Below are 20,921 nucleotides of genomic sequence, written 5' to 3' on the forward strand. Positions count from 1 at the left end.
CGTCTCAATTAAAAAAAGCTCTTAAAGAAAATAGATTAGAAACAAGATTAAAACATTTTTCGAAATACAAAGTATTAATAATAGACGAAATAGGATATTTGCCAATTGATACAGATGCTTCAAACTTATTTTTTCAATTAATATCAAAAAGATATGAAAAGCACAGTACAATAATAACAACAAATATGTCATTTTCAAGTTGGGGTGAAATATTTGGTTCTCCAGTTTTAGCTCAAGCTATATTAGACAGATTATTACATCATTCTCATGTTATTTCAATTAAAGGTGAATCTTACAGACTAAAAGAAAAAATGGATTTTTTTGCTAATTCTGTTTCTAATTCTTAATCCCTTTTTTGTACATTTTTATTTTCCCTTTTTTTAACATTCTTGTAGTTGTTTTTACACTTTGAGAAGGGTATTGAGAAAGGTATTGAAAAAGGAAATTTTGAAGGCGAAAAAACAATCGCAAAAAGTCTTTTATTCAAAAAATTTGGAGATAATATTGTTCCATACTTAAATAACCTTGATTATTTGGATATAAAAACAATTGAAGATTTAACTAACAATATCTTTGATATTACTCTTGAAGAGGCTATTAACCTTCTTAAAAATTCATCTAATTAAATTAATAGATATTTTCAATTAAATAGACAACGCCAGGAATAACTCCTGGCGTTGTTGTATATGCTTGGATATCGTAATAAAAATAAAAAAAACATGGGAGCTACTATAAATTATAAATGTTTTCTATATCTTTTGGGCTAAATAAATATAAATTACTGCCTTTTAATTTGAGAAGTTCATTTGAAAATCCACTTTTTGAAAAAATAGCATATATTATATTTTTGTTTTTTACATTCAAAAATTCACTTCTTAATCTTAATTTATCATATACATCGATATCTACTTTTTTATTTGTCCATTTACATTCAGTAAAAACAATATTATTTTTATCATACGCGACTATATCTATATCATATGATTCATTTTTCTTGTATGGAACTCTTCCCCAAATTTTTCCAATCTTCTCTGGTGTAAACCCAAATAAATCGGGATTTTCCATAATGAATCTTTTACTAATTTCTTCAAATTGAAACCCCATAAATGTATTAAAAGTATCTTTAATTTTTTCAATTGCTTTTTGAGGTGCAAACTCCATTAATGAATAATTTTTATATATGTGATAAAAATAAAAATTGTAAAAACTATCTTTTATAACATATCTAAAGTTTTTGCTATTTTTCCCAAATAATGATTTTTCTTTTACAATTATCTCGTATATATCACTTAATTCATTAAGAAATTTTGGCAAATTTGTTTGTGGAATGCCTGAAATATCTGAAATTTCAGAACTTGTTCGCATTCCACCTGATAGAGATTCTAATATGGAAAAATAGGATCTATGTTCTGAACCAAATTCAGTAATTAATATATTTTTTGCTTCTTCCTTTAAAGGGGCAAAATCATCAACAAATAATTCATAGACCAAATCTTTTAAATTTTTTTTGTTTTGAAACAACCATAAATATTTAGGTATTCCACCTGTTATTCCATATATTTCTAATGATTCTATAATATTATAACCAAAGTCCTTTAACATAATTAAAGAATCCATTAAAGAAAAATCTTTGATTTTTAAAATATAATCATTTCTTCCAAACATAGGCATTTTCTCATCTGTAAATATTTTCTTTATCATTCCTACATATGATCCTAGAACAATTAATTTATTATTATTTCTATTTTCATCCCAAGCATGTTGAAGTGCATATAAAATTTCTTTGTTCACTTTAAAGAAATTTTGAAATTCATCAAAGATAATATATTTAAACTTTTTAAATAGATCAGAAAACAGGTCATACCAATTTGTATATATTCCCTTTGAAAATAATAGACTAATTTCTTTTAATAAAGTTTCTTCTTTTTTTGCTTCAACAAAAAAATAAAATGTATTTTTTTTGTTTTTATAAACCTCTTTAATGAGAGTAGTTTTTCCAATTCTTCTACGACCGTATAAAACAATAAAAACCTTTCTATTTAATTCATTTATTTTATTGAAGAAATCAATTTCCTTTTTTCTGTTATAGAATTTCATAATCTCATCCCCATTATTCTAATAATAATTATACTAATCAGAATTATTCTAAACAGTATAATTATAATACTATTAATAATGAATGTCAACTATTAATTCAATAAAAATAAATCTTTGTGCAATGACTTTTTATTAGTAAAAAAAGATAAAACAAAAAATTAACTATATTAATATATCAGGTGATATATTAATTGAGTAATTATTATTAATTTTAGAAATATAAAATTAACAGCAAATTTACCACGTTTTTGTTTACTTTTTTTTTTTTTTTTGATAAAATAATAAGTGAATAAATTAATATTTTCTGCTGGTGCCAGTTTTATTAATCAAAAAGTATTGGAGGGATGGTAGTGAAAAAGTGGTATGTTTTTATTATATCGATGATGTTATTTGTGACAAGTTTAAATGCAGCTACGATTATAGGTAGTGAAGAAAATAGAAGCTTAAATAATGTCAGCTCTAAAATCGATAAGACATTAGAAATTCAAATTGACAATAAAGTTATAAAATTTATTCCAGAAAATAATATTCCAAAAAATATAAAAGTTTTTTGGGTAAAAGATATTGCAGAATTAAAGAAAATTATTAATGAAATATATTCATTAAAATTAGTACATAGTAAGAAAAATTTTTTAGATAATAAGATTTCGAATACATTAAACATAACTAATCGTACGCATTTTAATTATCTTTTTGATACTTCGGAATATAAAAACAGATGGAACCAAACTGTATTAAAAGTAGTGTTAATTGGAAAGTACTTTTATAATAATAAAAAAGTTACAAGTATAAATGTTAATTTGGAATCTTATACATATAGACCAGGATGGGAGATTGTATCAATGAATAAAAATTATGGTGGAATAGGTTATGATTATGCCTGGGCTTCTGGAGAAGTTGTTTTTAGATTTTATTTAGGAATACACCCCATAGGTGTAACTATTATAACGAAAACATTACATGTTTATGATCAGGCTTTTATTAAATAAAGGGGTGATTAGATGAATTTAATAAATAAAATAATAAAAATAAATTTAGCTATTATATTATCAATAATATCTGTTGTGTTAATTTTTCAGGTAATTTCAATTTTCAGTATTGCAGGCGGTGAAGAAATTTCATTATCAGAAAATAAAATTATAAAAGATATAGTAGATAATTATATGAAAATCGAATTTTATATAGAAAAAGCAAAAAAAGGTGAAATTATTGATATAGAAAAAATAAATAATTTATTGAATGAAATAGAAAATTATAAAATAAGATTAAAAAGAGATATTCAAAAATATTTTCAGGAAGATATGTCATCTGCTGAATAAAAATAAGAAAAACTCATTCTTTCACAGAAATAACCATATAAAATAAAAAAAGGTAAAAAAAGAAAATAAAAAACAAAAGTCATTTTTGACTTCGTCAAAAAAATTATTATTAAAAAGATAAAAAACGAAATCAGGAGTAAGATACTTTAAAGACCTTTTGCAACTTTTCTTCGAAAAGCTGTTTAATGAAAAATAATTATTAAAATAAAAACCGAATAATTTTTGACTTTGCCAAAAAGTTAGGTAATGTTAGCTTTGAATTGAGGACCATTATCAGTTCTAATAATTAAATTTTGAGGGGTAGCATTTCTAAATTTAATAGCCTGTTAATAAATAAAATTTTTAATTTTATTTATTACGGATTTGAGAAAAAAAGTTAAGAAAAAGATGGTTAAAAAAGAGGTGCTTTAAGCACCTCTTTTTTAATAATGTTTAATATAATGAAATATTTCTACGAATTTTTCTATAGAGATATTTTCTGGTCGTATTTTTGGATCTATACCACATTTTTCTAATATATTATCAGTTTTATCATTAAATAATATTTTTAAATTATTTTTTATAGTTTTTCTTCTTTGTGAGAATGCAATATGAACAAACTTAAAAAATCTTTTTTTATTTATATCTGGAATATTTTTTTTAGGAGTTAATTTAACAACAGTTGAATCTATTTTCGGATTTGGTATAAAAGCGTGTGGAGGAATATCGAATAATTTTTCTACATTGCAAAAAAATTGAACAAATATACTTAAAGGGCTGTAATTTTTGCCGGATTTTGCCAGCATTCTTTGGCTATATTCTTTTTGTACCATGAGTATTGCAGACTGAAAATTTGGAGTTTCAAGAAATATTTTTTCCAGAATTGGTGATGTTATATAATATGGAATATTTGCTACATATTTTGGAGAAGATACTTTCGATAAATCAGCTTTTAAGAAATCCATAAATTCTATTTTTATATTATTAAAACTTTTAAATCGCTCTTCTAATAGTGGTTTTAAGCGCTCATCAATTTCAAAAGCTAGTATGGTTGCACCGCTATTAATAAGTTCTTCTGTTAATGTACCTGCCCCAGCTCCTATTTCTATAACAATATCGCCTTTTTTTATTTCTGCTTTTTCTACAATTTTTTTAGCGTATTCCTGTGTTGATAAGAAATTTTGCCCGAGGCTTTTTTTGAGGTATATGTTATATTTTTTTAGCCAATCACTTGTTTTCATAAAAAACTCCCTTCACTTGACAAATTAAAAAAAATGTTGTATAATATCGAAAAAACAAAATAATAACGATTAAATAGAAATATAAACGAATATCAACCAAAAACAACTTTTTAATTCCCCCTGTTTAACCCTTGGCAGCCAAAAAGGCTGCTTTTTTTATATTTTTTTCAAATAATTTATTATATAAATTTTCCAGATGTTCCTGAATACTATAAGCAAAGGTATTGTAATTAATACACCAACTACACCATACATTTGCCCAAAAATTAATAATGAAACTAAAATGAGAAACCAGTTTAAATTGACCTTTCCTCCAGATATCCTTGGGGATAATATCCACATTTCTAGTTGATTGGCCAGGGTAATAATTATAATCCCTTTTACAATACCCATTAATCCAAAGTTCGTAAAACCAAGGAGTAAAATAGGAATTGCAGTAATGAATATTCCGAGATAAGGGATAAAATCTGTGATTCCTGCTAATAATCCCAGAAATAAAGGGTATGGAAATCCAAATATTAATGATGTAAACCATGTTATAACGCCAACAAAAAGCGCAGTGATAATTTGTCCGGAAACAAATTTTTTTAAATCTCTAATGGTAATAATTAAAAATCTCTTTGTTTTTTTTATATCGGAATTTGGGAAAAACTTATCTATAATTTTCCATAAACGTTTATTGGCAATGGCCATGTATGCTGAAGCTACAATTAAAAGCAATCCAACTGTTATAAAATTGGAGATATTTGATGCGAGGTAACTGGCAAATTGTATGATTATATTTTTTAAATATGTTCCTGTAGTATCAAGTAATGTGTTTATTACTTCACCTGTTGTTCCCGGTATATTATTAAAGTCTATATTTTTTATAACATCAAAAGCCTTTTTTCCTTCTTCAACGGTTATTGGAATTAAACTATAAAAGGAATACACTATGGCACCGTAAAAAATGAGTGAAGCCATTGGAACTGTAACTTTTCTTGAAATTTTTAATTTTTCAAGATATGATGCTATTACATCTATTAATATTGTAAAAAACAAAGCTACAACAAGACTTCCGACTATTGTCGGAAATAATTTTAACAATATCAGGAAAAATATTAAATAAGCAACTAAAAACCAGAAAGATTTGGGCATAAAATCACCTTAAAAAAATAATTTTTTTATACTTTATTTGTATGTCAAATTCAGTAAAAATAACATCGTATTCATTTTTTAAATCTTCGAACAAAGTAGTTGAAGTTTTATTTCTTTTATAATACCACCAAAAAACATATGGATCTTTTGCGAGAATATCAGAATTGTTATATATATTGCTATTTTTAATAATAACATCATTAATTAGGATATTTGTTGAATCTAACTCTTCAATTTTATAAGGATTTTTAATATTTAAATTTATACCAATATTTGGGTTATCAAGAAACATTTGTAATATAAATAGGGCACTGTTTTGATCTTTAGCTTTTTTAGCTTTCTTAGAGTTTAAAAAATTCTTTGTTAATGAATAACTTTGTCGTGTGGTTAAACGTTCATCCATTAAAACAACATCTGTATTAAAATTATTCTTTAATTTTAAACAAAAGTCTATTGTTTCGAATGTTTGTTTTGAATATCTTCCAGACATGGATATTGGAAGTCCAACTACAAATATATCCTTATCCTTATAAATTTTATTTAATTCCTTAAATAAAAATTTTGTTTCAAATGTTCCTTTTATTGTTGCTATTTTTAAAACTGCGTCTCCTGTGGCTATACCTGTTTTGCTTAGTCCATAGTCAAGTCCAATATACTTCAAAACTTTAACATCTCCTCAATAATATCTGTTTTTGTTTTCTTTATCTCGTATTTAATATCCATATTTTTTAGAATCTGTTCAACTATTTCCTCATCTTCATTCGATATTGCAATAATAGGGAATCCCCCCAGAGGGAAGAATTTAGAAAAAATCTTATTTTTTCTCAATTTGTCTAAAACCTTTACAAGATATTTTTGTTCTACTTTTATATACATATTTAAATCTTTTGTGGTCTTTTTCATATTATTTTACCTCCGCAATTTGATTGTTTAATAATGAAATTAGGCTTCTTGATTTGAAATTTAAAAAAAATCTAATTGAGTTTTTAAGAATCCACTTATCTAAAATACTTTCTTTCGATTTGACATTTTTATGTATTAAATCAAGTCTGAAATTTTCCATAGTTTTAAGTCCGTTTGATGTATTTATTACTATACCGGAATTAATTAATTCATCTATGATGTTTTTTACCAGCTCAATATCATCATTAAAATATTGTTTTGAAATAGTGTTTATATTTATACTATCATTTTCTTTTATTATTTCATAAACCTTTTTCATAATTTCCGTAGAAGGATATGTTCTTGAATAATCATACATAAATTTTGTAGAAAAGTCTGTATTATATGCCATAACAAATATAATATTATCTTTTTTATTATGAGGCCAGGATGAAATTAGATCAAGCAGTTCTATACGCGTTTTTGGAACGTCATATAACATAATTATCGAATTCCTGTCTTTTTGTTCAAGAGACAATCCATCGTTGGCAAATTCTGAAATTAATATTCTTGAAGGTCCTTTTTTATTTAATTCTCTGATATTTATTTTTTCAAAAAATGTGTGTGTGTGTGAATAATATATAATATAATCCTCTGAATATTCATAAGTGGTTGATATATATGATTTTAAATTTATATAGGGTTTTACATTATTGACTATAATATTTAAGTTTTTTGAGTTATATAAATAATCCTTTATCAATTTAAATTTATTTGAATTTATTTCCTTTACTACCTCAAAAGATGGAACATTGGTATTTACGTTTGCTACTCTGTAACCGCTTAATTTAAAAAATTCTTTTATACTTTCATCATAAAATGTTCCTAATATATTGATATCGTAAAATCGTGTTCTTATAATTTTTCTGAATTGTATGTATTCGGGAATATTAGCTATTATTGGATGAGAAAATGAATATATTGGTTCATCTATTAATAATTTTCTGGAAAAATCATTTAATCGCTGAATATTTTGAATATATGCCGGAACAGTGATCAAAATTACTTTTTTGCTTTTCAATATAGAATTTTCAACCTTTGATTTTTTATTATAGTAAATATTTTCAGAAGATATATATTGAGTGATTATCTTATAGGTATAATCGAGTAATAAATGAGATGAACCTATAATTATTAATTTTTCACCACTTGATATCGTATTCTTAATTTTTTCGATTAATAGTGTATTTTTAATTTTTATAGGAGCAAAGATAGCATTTCTTGCTTGATTTATCATATCGAGCAATATTTTATATTTATAATTAGCAAGATGATGGACATTGTCTTTTGCATGTAATGAAATTAATAAATTACCAGAATTTCCTTTTTCTGTTAATGAATCACCTATAAATTCTATATCCTTTACATAAAATTTTAAAACCTTTTGATTATTATAAAAGGTTCTTTCTATTCTAAAATTGCCAACGATATTACATTTCATATTACCAGACAATGTTTCTTTTTTGTTGTTTAATATGCCATATCCAACAACTTCAAATATCATCCCTTTTTCTGTTCTTGCAACAGCTGCAAGATTTTCTTCCTCAGCACCAAATATTTTTACCCTTTCCAGCGAAACGTTTCGTATTAAAAATATTGGCTCTGGATTTTTATATCCATAAGGTTCTAATGCTGTGATGTCGTCAAAAAAGGTACTCCATAAATTTTCAATTTCCATATCAATATCTATTTCAGATTCAGGTTCTTTATTACCATATATGTTTGCATAAATTTTATTTATTTCATCTCTTAAATATTCGATTTTTTCAGAATCAATAGTAAAACCTGCGGCCAATTCATGCCCGCCATATTCTTTAAAAAAATCTTTATTTTTTTGAGTAAGATTTTTCATCAATTCTATCAGACTAATTCCCTGAGGACTTCTTGCAGAACCTTTTCCGGTGTTATCATTAGAAGTGGTTGAAACAAGTAAAACTGGTTTGTTAAATTTATTAGAAAGTTTTGAAGCAACTATGCCTAAAACACCCAGATGCCAATCTTTACCACTTAATACAATAACTTTTTTATCATGATAATCGGGATTAATATCCATTAAACTTAATGCGGATTTATATATTCTACGTTCATGTTTTTGTCGTTCTGAATTTAAATCGAGTAATTGTTTAACCTTTTTTTCCAAATTTTTATTTTCTTCAGTCATTAAAAGCTCAAAAGCCTTCATGGCATCAGACATTCTTCCAGCTGCGTTTATTTTTGGAGCAATTTTATACGCAACTACATATGATTTCACATCTTCGGGAACAACACCAATTTCTTTCATTAAATATTTTAATGCAGGATTAGGATTGTTTCTCAATTTATCCAGACCTTTTTTTACAAAAAATCTATTTTCGGACCTTAGCGGGACAATATCAGCAATTGTTCCAAGGGCTACCAGGTCAATCAACGAAAAAGGATCGAAATCGTCTTTATTTAGAGTTTTATGAATTGCAAATAATACCTTAAAAGCCACTCCAACACCTGATAATCCTTTAAATGGATATTCGTCATCCTTTCTTTTTGGATTGACAATCGCATCAGCATCAGGTAAAATATTTTGTGTTTCATGATGATCCGTTATTATTATTTTCATTCCTTTTTCTTTTGCGTGTGAAACTTCATTTAATGATGTTGTGCCACAATCCACAGTAATTATATTTTTATATCCTTTTTCATAAAGTTCATCTATTGCCTCTATGTTTAAACTATAACCTTCATCTATTCTATTTGGAATATAAGCTTCAATATCCCAACCAAGAGCTTTAAATCCCTGATATAAAACCGCAGCAGCTGTTACACCGTCAGCATCATAATCACCATAGACCACAAGCTTTTCTTTTTTTTCTTTTATATCAATAAGCAAATCAACAGTCTTATCCATATCTTTTAATAGAAATGGATCAATTATAGATGATTCATCTGGATATAAAAATTCCTCTATATCCTCTTTGGTTCTTATTTCTCTGGAAATAAGTAATTTTATTAAAAATTCTGATAAACCCGTTTCCGCAGCCAGTTTTCTGGCTAACTTTAAATTTTCTGTAAATAAAGGACTACCTGAGTCCCAATAGACCCTCCAATTCTTTTTCAAAATATTCTCCCCTCTCTATTTATTTTTTTTATTTTGTTATAATTATACAAAATTTTTGCTATAAATAATATTAGGAAAATATTCCATTAGCTTTAATTTAACGTTAATTCGTTTATCCTGTATGAATAAAAGGTTGTGGGATGTAACAATTTTAGAAATATCATGGTATAATAAAATAAACGAATTTTTGGGGGTGAGGTTATGCGAAAAATACCTTTTATTTTAATTGTATTGGTATTTGCAATATCTATTTTTGCAGAAGATAGTAGAAAAACACTATTAATATACTCAAAAGGCTATTCAACATTGAGTACGAAAGTTGAACACAAACTAAAAGAAAGATTACTTGATATGGGAAAATATCGATTAATCGAAAGAGATTTAAATGTATTAAGTGAAGTAGAAAGAATATTAAGTGGAATAGCCAATAAAAAAGACTTTAAAATGAATCAATTGGCGGCTGATTATATTGTGTATGTAGAAGTAATAGATGCGTCATCACGTAGAAAAGAAGATGATGATGGTAATGTATGGTATGAATTTGAAATTGAAGGAGCATATAGATTAATAGATGTAGAGACAAGCCAGATTTTAGAAGTAAGAAGTATAAATGCATATGGTTCATATAATGTAACTAAGTTTGTAAGTGAATATGAAGCAAGAGATCTTGCCAAAAATCAGGCTATAGAATATTTGGTTAATACCCTTGTTTATAGAATGAATAAATTATTTTTGATTAATGCAAGTATTATAAATATAGAGAATAATATGGTTTTAATAGATGCTGGAAGAAATGTAGGAATATATAAAGGTATGATGTTTTCCTTTTCTAAAATATTTAAAGTAAAAGATGATATATATAGAAAAAAGGATGGAAAGCTAATAGTTAGAGACGTTTCAAATAACACATCTATTCTGGAAATCCTTGTAAAACCAAAATTTGATTTAAATAATAATATTAAAGTTATAGAAAATCCAGATTTATCACCAATAAGAGGACATTTTATTTTAAGCGGTGGGTATGTATTAAACGATAATTACTTATTTAGAATGGATTTTCTTGGAGATAACTACAAAGGATTTGGATTTGGATTTTATTTAGATTTTATATTTGGTAAAGATAATCCTGTATTTTCAACTGGTATCTCATTAAATTATATGAAACAATTTAATAAATTTATGCCAATAATTGGTGTTGATTTATATATGAGTTCTTCAATGGAATATGATACAGAATATGCTACAAATATAGCCCTTGGCATAAGTCCAAATATAGGAGTAAATATATTATTAACCGATAATTTTGGAATTACACTAAATGGAGGATATAGATTTGAAACTACAATTGAAGGCAACTATAAACCTATTAATTCTCCATTTATAAGAGCAGGAATTGACATAATATTTTAATAAAAAATATTAACGATTATATAATTAAAAAAATATAACAAAATCCCCATTTATGGGGATTTTGTTATATAAATCATCTAAAATTTTTCTGTACGTTTCTTTTATTAACCTTTAAGACCTGAACTAACAAGGCTTTTAACGAATAGGTTCTGGATTGCAAAGAATATTATTAAAGTTGGAACAAGAGCGATCATAGTTCCAGCCATTATTGTTCCCCAATTATTAGAAGCTTCTGCATCAATTAGCATCTTAACTCCAATTTGAATTGTTTTCATTTTATCTTCCATAGTGACAACCAAAGGCCACAAATATAAATTCCATGCATAAACGAAATTAATCAAGGCAGCACCACCTAACATGGATTTTGATAAAGGCAAAAGTATTTTCCAGAAATATTGCATTGAAGTTGCACCATCAATTTTTGCAGCATCGCTTAATTCTTTAGGAATAGTTAAAAAATGTTGTCTCATCAAAAATGCATTTGTTGCACTTGCGGTGAAGGGGATAATTAAAGCTAAATAGGTATTTATCCACCCAAACTGTTTCATAATAAGGAATAGAGGTAAAATCATAACAGTTTCTGCCGGTAAAAATAAAGTTATAAATAATATCATGAAAGAGAGATTTTTCCCTTTAAATTGAAAGTTAGCAAATGCATATCCTGCAAGTGTTCCTGTTACTAATTTTCCAAAAGTTATAAAAAATGCAACTATTGAAGAATTTAAAAGCATTCTTCCTAAATCCACCAATTGAAGTGCCTCTACATAATTTTGCCAGTGAAATGAGCTGGGAAAAAGTTTTGGTGGGAAGGTATATACCTCAGCTGGTTTCATAAAACTCATGCTTAAGGCTAATAAAACAGGAGCCATTACTATCAAAGATATAATTATTAAAATAATTTCAGATAATATCAAATTAATTTTTTTCTTTCTTGAAATACTTGAAGCCATAATTTCACCTCACTGATAATGAACGGATTTTTCAACATTGTGGAAATAAATAAAGGTTATAACCCCCATTACTGCAAACATTACAATAGATTGAGCAGCAGCTGATCCATTATTTTGAAATGCAAAAGCATCCAAATATAACTTATATATCATAGTTGTTGTTGTTCCGAAAGGACCACCTTTTGTCATAATGTCTATTATACCAAATGAAACAAACATTGTTGTTGTGAAATTCATTATGAATAAATAAAATGTAATAGGAGATAATAATGGAAATTTTATTTTCCACATTCTTTGCCATAGATTAGCGCCATCTATCATTGAAGATTCCAGCAGTGAATCTGGAATCGATTGTAGTCCAGCTATATAAAAAATTAAATCAAAAGGAAGCATTTTCCATATAGTAGCCAACATAACAGCTATAAATGCATATGGAGTTGTTGTAAGCCAGTCGGTATTTATTCCAAAAAGTTCTATGAATAAATAATTCAAATATCCTACAGTTGGTGTTAACAAAAAAGACCATAATGTGCCTGCTATTGCTGGAGATATTGCATATGGTGTAAATATAAATAGTCTAAACAATCTCGTACCTGGAATATTTTGAACGAGTAATTGAGAAATCAAAAAAGCAATAAAAATAGTTAAAAAAACAGTTGAAAATGAATAAATAAAAGATGTAAAAACAGCCTGATAATATTCTGGATCACTAAACAAATCAATGAAATTATCCAACCCAACAAAAATACTTTTATTTCCAAAAAAAGATTCCTGATAAAAACTTAATTTAAAAGAATATGCTGCAGGCCAGTAAATAAATATAATTATTACAAGAAAAGTAGGAATAAGTAAAAGATAAGGGGTGAGTTTACTTTTCCAGGACATATGTAATTCCTCCTTTAAAAAAGGGCGGATTTCTCCGCCCGTATATTTGAATTATTATTTAAATACTCTATTATATCTTTTTAAAGCATTTGTAACTGTTTTGGCGGCATCATTAAGAGCTCTTTCAACAGTTTTTCTTCCGTTTATAACATTTTCATATTCTTTTTCTATTATTTCTCTTGTTTCAGGGAATACACCCATAACTGCACCATTTGTATTAACTGTTTGTTTTGATAATAATAATTCCATTATAGCTGTTAAATAATTTGGATGCTGTGAATAGAAACCTTCTGCTAATAATTGTTCTATAGCATCTTTTCTTACAGGGAAATATCCTGTTTCAAGGTGCCATCTAATCTGTTGTGCTGGTTCTGTCATCCATTTTACAAATTCCCATGCTGCATCAATTTCTTCTTTTGGATGATTTTTAAGAATCCATAAGGATCCGCCACCAATAACAGTTCCACCCTGAACACTTAAATCAGGTTTTGGTAAGAATGCAGTTCCAACTTCAAATCCATTTTCTTTTGCTGTTTCAACAAAGAATTTAACATCTGATGTTGAATATAATACCATACCAGCTTTTTGTGAGATGAATATCTGTCTTGCACCAGACCAATCTTCTCTTTTTGTATTTAATAATAAACCTTCATCGGTCATTTTTTTGAATAAATTAAAGATATTTTGACCAGCTTTTCCATTAAATACAGCTTCAGTTGGTCTTACGCCAGCTCTTCCATTGCCGTTATTTACTAATGGTGCGTTTTGTACAGCCATCATTTGTTCAAAGAACCATGAATGTGTTGGCCATGTTAATCCATATCTAACAACATTACCATTTGCATCTTTCTTTTGTAATTTTCTTGCATATTCGATTAATTCATCATAAGTTCTTGGAGGTTTTTCTGGGTCTAATCCAACTTCTTTGAACATAGTTTTGTTGTAGAATAATATAGCTGTTGATGAGTTGAAAGGCATGGAATACATTTTTCCATCAACTGTATAATAATTTGTAACCTGTTCTAAAAAAGCACCTTTATCGATAGTTGGGTCTTCATCAATTAAATCTCCAATAGGAACAGCAATTCCACCATCAATCATTGCTTGTGTTCCAATATCATATATTTGTACAATATGTGGAGCATTCCCTGCTTTAACACCAGCGATTGTTTTGTTGAATGTGTCTCTGTAAGAGCCCGTATACTGGACGTTAACCTTTATATCTGGATGAGTTTTCATAAAATCTTCAGCCATACTTTTTAAGAGTTCAATTCTCCATCCACTCATAGCATGCCAGAATTCTATAGTTACCTGTGCAAACATAGAAATACTTAAAACAACTACCAATAAAACGAGTAACTTTTTCATACTTTTCCCCCCTTGGAATGAGATTAAGAAAATAATACTATAAATTATTAAATGCTAAAATAAGAAATATTAAGAAATATTAAATTGTATTAATATTATACATCTTTTTTTAATAAAAATCAATATCTCTATTTAAAATTAGAAAGACCAATTATTTTTCATATTTTCATCGTACATTTTTTTAAATTCAATATGGTATTTTTTAAATATTTCTAGTATTTTGGGATTAAAATCATCGGGTTTTGTTCTGTTATCACCTTTTAGTATGATTTCTGTCGTTACTTCATGTGAAAACTCCTTTTTATAAGGTCTTTTGCTCCTTAAAGCATCGTAAATATCGGCAAGGGCTACAATTTGAGCTTCTATTGGGATTTCATCCCCTTTTAATCCGTAAGGATATCCGCTACCATCATATTTTTCATGATGGTATAAAGCAATATTTCTGGCAATTTTAAAATAAGGTTCATCTAAAATTTTAGCACCATATATTGTATGTTTTTTCATTTCCTGCCATTCTTCGTCTGTTAAATTTCCATTTTTTAATAAAATTGATTTATCTATGAGAATTTTTCCAATATCGTGTAAAGGAGCATAAAGGTATATGTTTTCAATTGATTTTTTGTCCAGATTTAATTTTTCAGCTATAAATCGAGAATATTTTGCCAATCTATGTATATGTTCTCCTGTGACTTCATCATATTCTTCAGCAATATATGCCAATTTATTTGCAAGATTAAGATATACATCTTTAATATGCTCATAAGATAATTTTTGAATCCAGAAAGCGCGTGCGAGATTGGCAAAAATTTCCATAATTTCAACAGATTCTTCAGAAAAAACTTTTTCACTATTTTTATCGATGTCAAGACAGAAATTAATCCATTCATTATTCTTTATACTTATTTCGTAAATCAAACTTTGCTTTATGGGTTTTGAAGCTTTTAACAGTATGTTATAAGATTCTTTGTCCATTTCAAGTCGTTCATTTTCAACAATATTATCAATAATTCTTATATTTTCTGTTTCTGGGATATGACCAGCAGCAAATGTGATTTTTTTCAATAGTTCAAAATTATGGCCATATGCACTTAAAAACTTCCAGCTATTATTAGAATCAATAAAAATTATACTACCATAATCTGCTTCTGGAATTAAATATATAGCAGTTCTAAGTAATTCTTCGTAAAAATCATCAAATGAATTTGTTATTTTTAGTTTTGAAATCATTTTTGTTAGTTGTAATAATTTAAAATTCAATGTTTCCATATTAGAGTAACTTTCTTCTAATTCTTCATTCATTGCAATAATTTCATTATTATATGCTTCCAATTCATCATTTTTTCTTTTTAATTTTTTGGTTGCATTTTTCAATAGTATATAAAAAGTAATGGATATAGATAAAAGGATGATAATTATAGCAATTACTAATTTTATTATTTTTTCGAAGTTTGAATTTCTTTTTTTAAAAATATATTTGTCCAATAATGAATAATATATGGAATTTTCATCTAATTTCCATTTATCAAGATAATAATTAACATTATTTATAATATTTCCAGAAATATTTTTTGAAAATCCAAAATATATTTCAATTGGTAAAAAAACTATAGGTGTTTTGTATAAATTATATGTATTACCATTATACAATCTATTAACAACACCAGCATCACATGATTTGTTCTTTACGGCTTTCAATACTTCATCATAGGAATCAAATTCGTAAAAATCAAAATTTAAATTCATTTTTTTTGACAAATTTTTAATTCCATTTTCGTGAATATAGTATATGTCATTTTTCAAAACAGCTACTTTTTTATTTTTCAAGTCTAAAACAGAATCAATAGAATTATTATTGGTATAAATAATCCCCCAATTTGTAAAAAAGGATTCTGAAGGGTAAACGATAAAATTTTCTCTCTCTTTTGTTTTTCCTAATGCAATCAATATATCTATTTCATTGTTATTTATTTTGTTCAATAAATTTTTAAAAGAATTATATTGAAATATCAATTCCCAATTTTCTTTTTCGGCAATTCTTTTTAGTAAATCAACAGCTAACCCCTTATATTCATTGTTTTCTTTGAAAACAAGAGGTGGATTTTCATATACACCAACGATTAATTTTTTTGCATATAAAAAATTAAAAATAGAAATTAAAAAGAATATTAAAATAATTTTTTTCATAAAATTCACCTAGCTATTTAAGTTTTTATAATACTTATAATATGGTTTGACGTAAAATACCTCCTGTAAATTCATTAAATATTCTATTATTTCATTAAGTTTTTTTTGATTTTCTGTATTATATATATAGTTTGAAGCTATAGGTAAGTTTTTTTCGTGTATATCTTCATCTTTTAAAATGCTTTTTAAATAAAATGCTTCTACTGCAATTTTAAACTCTTCAAAATCAGCATTTAAATAAACAGGTGTTTTCATACTTACATAGTCACTTCCATCCTTCCCTATAAATTTACCGGAAAATTTCAATGCAATTCCAAAAGAACCAACCACCTTATTGGTTAAATTTAGATCTTTTTTTGCAGAATGTATGGCTTCTATTATAGAATTTGCTTTCTTTTCCTTGAATAGATTATATACATATTCTATAAATTTATCCCTGAATTCAGGATAAGGTAGAATTTTTTCATGCTTTATTTCCCATCTCCTTGGTATAGGCACGAGTATATATCCTTTGGAATTTTTCCATAATCTTTTTTCTTCTATCATTTTTTTTATCAGTTCTTTTAATGAATATTTGGAATTTTTTGTTATCCATGGGTTTTTTTCCTGTGCTTTTTCAATGAGTTGTTCTAATTTTAATGGTATAACACTTGTTGCCAATAATCTTTCGACATATCGCATATAATTTTCTTCATATTCGCTATATTCCCCGTTTTTTGAATAAAATTCCTTCCTAATTTCTTTGATTAAATAACTGATAAAATCATTATAAGATAAAAATTTGAAATCTCTATAATCAATTTTCATACCAGCAATAATTCTTTTTATAATATTTTCATTTACATCGTTATATTGATGTTCTTCTATTATTCTGATTATTTCATCAACAACATCTTCAATTGTATCTTTGTCTTCGATTTTTTCTGATTTAACAATATCTTCATATGGAATAAAGATATCCGCCGAGAGTTCCATTTCTTTAGAAGTATTTTTGCTTCTGCTAACCACAATAACTTCTTTTCCGTATATTCTTAATTTTTTCACTAACGGGACAAAGTCTGCATCACCAGTAACTAAAACAAATACATTTATATGCGGTAATGAAAACATAGTTTCTATAGCATCTATAGCTAGTTTTATATCATTTCCTTTTTTGTTTTCAAAGCCATCTTCTGGCATCTCGATTAATTCGATACCATGCCTTGAAAACGAAAACATCGTTGCAGGATATTTTGACCAGTGTGCATAGGCCTTTCCTCCAACTATTTTTCCCAGTTCTTTTATTTTTTCTATTATTAATTCTGGATCAACAGGTTGATTCTGATAATCCATAAAGATAAAAACACTTTTGATAATTTCACCATCCCTTTTTATAAGTTTTTATTATATGTTCAGCTATTCTAATACCATCAACTGCTGAAGATGTAATTCCTCCAGCATAGCCAGCACCTTCGCCTATAGGAAATAACCCTTTTGTATTAACGCTTTCATAATGCCTGTTCCTCTCTATTCTAACAGGAGAAGAACTTCTTGTTTCTACACCTGTCAATAAAGAATCATAATACGAAAAACCTTTTAACTTTTTTCCCATTGCCAGGATTCCTTCTTTTAGGGCTGAGGAAACATAAGAAGGTAGGATTTTATTTAAATCATAAAAAATAGTTCCAGGTTTATATGTTGGTAAAATTTTACCAAATGATGTTGATTTTTTTGATTTAATAAAATCGCCGAATAATTGAACAGGTGCATAATAAGAATTTGTTATTTCAAATGCTTTTTTCTCGTATATTCTTTGAAATTCCACTCCGGCAAGCGGGTGATTAGAGGGGAAGTCAGCTGGGCTAACACTAATAAGTATGGCGCTGTTTGAGTTTATATTGTCTCGGGCAAATTTACTCATTCCATTTGTAACAACCATATATTCTTCAGAAGCAGAACCAACCACATATCCTCCTGGGCACATGCAGAAAGTATATACTGCCCGTTTATTTTTTGCTCTATAAGATAATTTATAATCAGCTGCTTTTAAATTTGGATGATTGTAGAATTTCCCGTATTGACTTTTATCAATTGTTTCTTTTAAATGTTCTATTCTAACTCCTATGGAAAAAGGCTTTGGTAATATTTTTACACCTCTATTTAATAATACTTCAAATGTATCTCTGGCACTATGTCCTATGGCAAGAATTACAATATCTGAGAGCATTTTTTCATTATTGTTTATAACTATACCTTTGATTTTACCATTTTTTATTATAAAATCGGTGACTTTTGAATTAAAGTAAAAACTTCCCCCGAGTTTTTCAATCTTCTTTCTAATATTTTTTACAGCAATTTCCAGTTTATCAGTTCCAATATGTGGTTTGTTTGTATATAAAATTTCCTCAGGTGCTCCAGCCTCAACAAATTCTTTCAACATTTTTTGTATTCTATGAAATCTATCTTTTATTTGGGTATTTAACTTACCATCAGAAAATGTACCTGCCCCACCTTCGCCAAATTGGACATTGCTTTCTGGATTTAATTTTCCAGTATTCCAGAAATAATCTACATCTTTTTTTCTTTCATCGACTTTTTTCCCTCTTTCTAAAATAATAGGTTCAAATCCAGCTTCCGCCAAGATAAGCCCGGCGAATAAACCAGCAGGTCCTGTGCCTATTATAATAGGCCTTGTTAATATAGGCTTATCTCCAGATGCAGGTAGTTTATATTCTTTTTCTGGTGTATATATAATATCTTCAGAACTATTTAAAAGTTTTTTTTCATTTTCTACACTAAAATCAATAGAATATATAAAGTATATCATTTTATTTTTTTTCCGAGCATCTATTGACTTTTTAGCAATTCTTATTTTGCCTATATTTTTTTGGGATATATGAATTTTTTTAGCAATTTCAATTTTTATATCCTCTATAGTATGGTCAATAGGTAGTCTTATATTATTTATTCTCAGCATATAATTAACCCCTTCTTTTATCTTAAATTTTTTATAAAAAATCTAAGCGTAATTAGACAGTCTTAGATATAAATAATAAAGTGTATTTAACCAATCATTTGACAGACTATTTTTAAAGTGGTAATATTATTATAACATAAAACTCCTGCAGGAAGCAGGAGTTTGCAATAAATTTATAATTTTCATGAAATTTTATTTCTAGTTTTTATATCAAATACAACAGCGGCTACTAATACAGCTCCACGTATAATATACTGATAAGAGATACCCACACCAATTAAGTTCATTCCATTAATAAGTGAAGCCATAACCAAGGCACCTACTATAGAATTTGTAACTTTACCAACGCCACCTGATGCAGAAACACCGCCAACATAAGCTGCTGCAATAGCATCAAGTTCAAATAATGTACCAGCTGTGGGAGTAGCAGATTGGAATCTTGATGTATATAGAATACCAGATAATGCCGTTAAAAATCCCATAGAACCAAAAACAAATAATGTGATTTTGTTAATGCTGATGCCGCTTAATTTTGCAGCTTCTGGGTTACCGCCAACAGCATAAATATGTCTTCCTAAAGGGGTTTTTGTTGTAATTATATGATAGATAAATGCAACAATTAAAACTATTAAAAAGGTCCAGGAAATGCCGTTATAAGTAGCCAGAGTCCAGAATACATATCCAATAACGAAAGAAATTAATGCAATTTTCAATATAAATACTTTTATAGATAATACTTCAAAATTATATTTAATTTTATTGTTTCTCTTTTTTATTTCAGACAATATATAGAAAAATATTATTATTGCACCTAAAACCAGAGAAGTCATATGAATATTTTCATTATGAAAAATATCAGGAATAAACCCATTGCCTATTTCATTAAACGTATCATTTAATATAATTATAGTTCCAGTTTTTTCTGTTGAAACAAGCAAAGCTCCTCTAAAAATCATCATTCCTGCTAGTGTCATAACAAATGACGGAATTCCTATATATGAAATAAAAAATCCATTTACTAAGCCGAAAATTATTCCAATAATAATTACAATGAATATTGTCGTCAAAACAGGAAGATTGTATTGCATCATCAGAATAGCAGCAATTGCACCAAGGAAACCAGAGCCAAAACCAACTGAAAGGTCTATATGCCTGATAACTATTACCAATGTCATACCAACCGCTAAAACAGCTATATACCCCATTTGATTAAATAAATTACTTAGGTTTCTTGAAGAGAAAAATAATCCATCTGTTAATAAAGAAAATATTGCCATAATTATTACAAGAGCAATATACATTCCATATTCTCTTATATTTTTTTTAAGTAATGTTTTTAATTCTTCAAGCATGCTCTTTCCT

At 27.1% G+C, this 20,921-nt stretch carries 18 protein-coding genes; 5 read left to right on the forward strand and 13 right to left on the reverse strand.

The annotated features are described in order from the left end of the window. Both XO12_RS08030 and XO12_RS08035 read left to right on the forward strand, forming a co-directional pair. Nucleotides 1–347: ATP-binding protein (locus XO12_RS08030; protein ID WP_175420087.1), on the forward strand; the 347-nt coding region annotated here is incomplete at its 5' end. Between the two features lie 48 nt (nt 348–395). Next, the gene (locus XO12_RS08035) at nt 396–626 is read left to right on the forward strand and encodes a hypothetical protein (RefSeq protein WP_047266079.1); all 231 of its coding nucleotides are present in this window, start codon (nt 396–398) and stop codon (nt 624–626) included. A 103-nt stretch (nt 627–729) separates the two neighbouring features. On the opposite strand, the gene XO12_RS08040 is transcribed toward XO12_RS08035, so the two are convergent. Continuing rightward, nucleotides 730–2,097 (reverse strand): ATP-binding protein, encoded by a 1,368-nt coding sequence (locus tag XO12_RS08040; protein ID WP_047266080.1) that lies wholly within the window; start codon nt 2,095–2,097, stop codon nt 730–732. Nucleotides 2,098–2,447: 350 nt separating this feature from the next. Between XO12_RS08040 and XO12_RS08045 the strand changes: the two genes are divergently transcribed. Together XO12_RS08045 and XO12_RS08050 are read left to right on the forward strand one after the other, a co-directional pair. Then, nucleotides 2,448–3,086, forward strand: coding sequence for a hypothetical protein (locus XO12_RS08045; protein WP_047266081.1), 639 nt, complete (start codon nt 2,448–2,450; stop codon nt 3,084–3,086). A 12-nt stretch (nt 3,087–3,098) separates the two neighbouring features. Further along, entirely contained in the window at nt 3,099–3,416 is a 318-nt protein-coding gene (locus XO12_RS08050; protein ID WP_047266082.1) for a hypothetical protein, read from the forward strand. A gap of 422 nt (nt 3,417–3,838) precedes the next feature. Here the strand turns inward: XO12_RS08050 and rsmA are convergent, their stop codons facing one another. The 5 genes from rsmA to recJ form a co-directional block, all read right to left on the reverse strand. Continuing rightward, nucleotides 3,839–4,636 (reverse strand): 16S rRNA (adenine(1518)-N(6)/adenine(1519)-N(6))-dimethyltransferase RsmA, encoded by a 798-nt coding sequence (rsmA, locus tag XO12_RS08055; RefSeq protein WP_047266083.1) that lies wholly within the window; start codon nt 4,634–4,636, stop codon nt 3,839–3,841. A gap of 156 nt (nt 4,637–4,792) precedes the next feature. Continuing rightward, complete coding sequence (locus XO12_RS08060) at nt 4,793–5,773, reverse strand: AI-2E family transporter (protein ID WP_047266084.1); 981 nt, start codon at nt 5,771–5,773, stop codon at nt 4,793–4,795. Between the two features lie 4 nt (nt 5,774–5,777). Further along, nucleotides 5,778–6,434, reverse strand: coding sequence for a Holliday junction resolvase RuvX (gene ruvX, locus XO12_RS08065; protein WP_175420088.1), 657 nt, complete (start codon nt 6,432–6,434; stop codon nt 5,778–5,780). After that, nucleotides 6,431–6,676 (reverse strand): hypothetical protein, encoded by a 246-nt coding sequence (locus XO12_RS08070; protein WP_047266085.1) that lies wholly within the window; start codon nt 6,674–6,676, stop codon nt 6,431–6,433. Before XO12_RS08070 ends, ruvX begins: the two co-directional genes overlap by 4 nt. Before the next feature lies 1 nt (nt 6,677). Further along, complete coding sequence (gene recJ, locus XO12_RS08075; protein WP_047266086.1) at nt 6,678–9,806, reverse strand: single-stranded-DNA-specific exonuclease RecJ; 3,129 nt, start codon at nt 9,804–9,806, stop codon at nt 6,678–6,680. Nucleotides 9,807–10,007: 201 nt separating this feature from the next. On the opposite strand from recJ, the gene XO12_RS08080 reads away from it, so the two are divergent. After that, nucleotides 10,008–11,216: a hypothetical protein gene (locus XO12_RS08080; protein ID WP_175420089.1), complete on the forward strand. Its 1,209-nt coding sequence runs from the start codon at nt 10,008–10,010 to the stop codon at nt 11,214–11,216. A 104-nt stretch (nt 11,217–11,320) separates the two neighbouring features. Here XO12_RS08080 and XO12_RS08085 read toward each other — a convergent pair whose 3' ends face one another. The 7 genes from XO12_RS08085 to XO12_RS08115 all read right to left on the reverse strand — a co-directional run bounded on the left by XO12_RS08085 (nt 11,321) and on the right by XO12_RS08115 (nt 20,911). Continuing rightward, nucleotides 11,321–12,166, reverse strand: a complete 846-nt coding sequence (locus XO12_RS08085; RefSeq protein ID WP_047266088.1) for a carbohydrate ABC transporter permease — start codon at nt 12,164–12,166, stop codon at nt 11,321–11,323. Nucleotides 12,167–12,175: 9 nt separating this feature from the next. Then, entirely contained in the window at nt 12,176–13,051 is an 876-nt protein-coding gene (locus XO12_RS08090) for a carbohydrate ABC transporter permease (RefSeq protein ID WP_047266089.1), read from the reverse strand. A 54-nt stretch (nt 13,052–13,105) separates the two neighbouring features. Beyond that, nucleotides 13,106–14,419 (reverse strand): ABC transporter substrate-binding protein, encoded by a 1,314-nt coding sequence (locus tag XO12_RS08095; RefSeq protein ID WP_047268228.1) that lies wholly within the window; start codon nt 14,417–14,419, stop codon nt 13,106–13,108. Nucleotides 14,420–14,557: 138 nt separating this feature from the next. Continuing rightward, a complete protein-coding gene (locus XO12_RS08100; RefSeq protein WP_175420090.1) occupies nt 14,558–16,603 on the reverse strand; it encodes an HD domain-containing phosphohydrolase in 2,046 nt (681 codons plus the stop codon). A 9-nt stretch (nt 16,604–16,612) separates the two neighbouring features. Beyond that, nucleotides 16,613–17,935 (reverse strand): NYN domain-containing protein, encoded by a 1,323-nt coding sequence (locus XO12_RS08105; protein ID WP_175420091.1) that lies wholly within the window; start codon nt 17,933–17,935, stop codon nt 16,613–16,615. A gap of 25 nt (nt 17,936–17,960) precedes the next feature. Beyond that, complete coding sequence (locus tag XO12_RS08110) at nt 17,961–19,559, reverse strand: NAD(P)/FAD-dependent oxidoreductase (RefSeq protein WP_047266091.1); 1,599 nt, start codon at nt 19,557–19,559, stop codon at nt 17,961–17,963. Nucleotides 19,560–19,741: 182 nt separating this feature from the next. Beyond that, on the reverse strand, nt 19,742–20,911 hold the full coding sequence (locus XO12_RS08115; protein WP_047266092.1) for a sugar ABC transporter permease: 1,170 nt from the start codon (nt 20,909–20,911) through the stop codon (nt 19,742–19,744). Nucleotides 20,912–20,921: the final 10 nt, after the last annotated feature.

This window comes from Marinitoga sp. 1154, assembly GCF_013363285.1.
Classification (GTDB): domain Bacteria; phylum Thermotogota; class Thermotogae; order Petrotogales; family Petrotogaceae; genus Marinitoga.

Coding starts and splice junctions, on each gene's coding strand:
- XO12_RS08040 (WP_047266080.1), bottom strand. CDS start 2,097: ATGAAATTCTATAACAGAAAAAAGGAAATTGATTTCTTCAATAAAATA.
- XO12_RS08050 (WP_047266082.1), top strand. CDS start 3,099: ATGAATTTAATAAATAAAATAATAAAAATAAATTTAGCTATTATATTA.
- rsmA (WP_047266083.1), bottom strand. CDS start 4,636: ATGAAAACAAGTGATTGGCTAAAAAAATATAACATATACCTCAAAAAA.
- XO12_RS08060 (WP_047266084.1), bottom strand. CDS start 5,773: ATGCCCAAATCTTTCTGGTTTTTAGTTGCTTATTTAATATTTTTCCTG.
- XO12_RS08070 (WP_047266085.1), bottom strand. CDS start 6,676: ATGAAAAAGACCACAAAAGATTTAAATATGTATATAAAAGTAGAACAA.
- XO12_RS08080 (WP_175420089.1), top strand. CDS start 10,008: ATGCGAAAAATACCTTTTATTTTAATTGTATTGGTATTTGCAATATCT.
- XO12_RS08085 (WP_047266088.1), bottom strand. CDS start 12,166: ATGGCTTCAAGTATTTCAAGAAAGAAAAAAATTAATTTGATATTATCT.
- XO12_RS08090 (WP_047266089.1), bottom strand. CDS start 13,051: ATGTCCTGGAAAAGTAAACTCACCCCTTATCTTTTACTTATTCCTACT.
- XO12_RS08095 (WP_047268228.1), bottom strand. CDS start 14,419: ATGAAAAAGTTACTCGTTTTATTGGTAGTTGTTTTAAGTATTTCTATG.
- XO12_RS08100 (WP_175420090.1), bottom strand. CDS start 16,603: ATGAAAAAAATTATTTTAATATTCTTTTTAATTTCTATTTTTAATTTT.
- XO12_RS08105 (WP_175420091.1), bottom strand. CDS start 17,935: ATGGATTATCAGAATCAACCTGTTGATCCAGAATTAATAATAGAAAAA.
- XO12_RS08110 (WP_047266091.1), bottom strand. CDS start 19,559: ATGCTGAGAATAAATAATATAAGACTACCTATTGACCATACTATAGAG.
- XO12_RS08115 (WP_047266092.1), bottom strand. CDS start 20,911: ATGCTTGAAGAATTAAAAACATTACTTAAAAAAAATATAAGAGAATAT.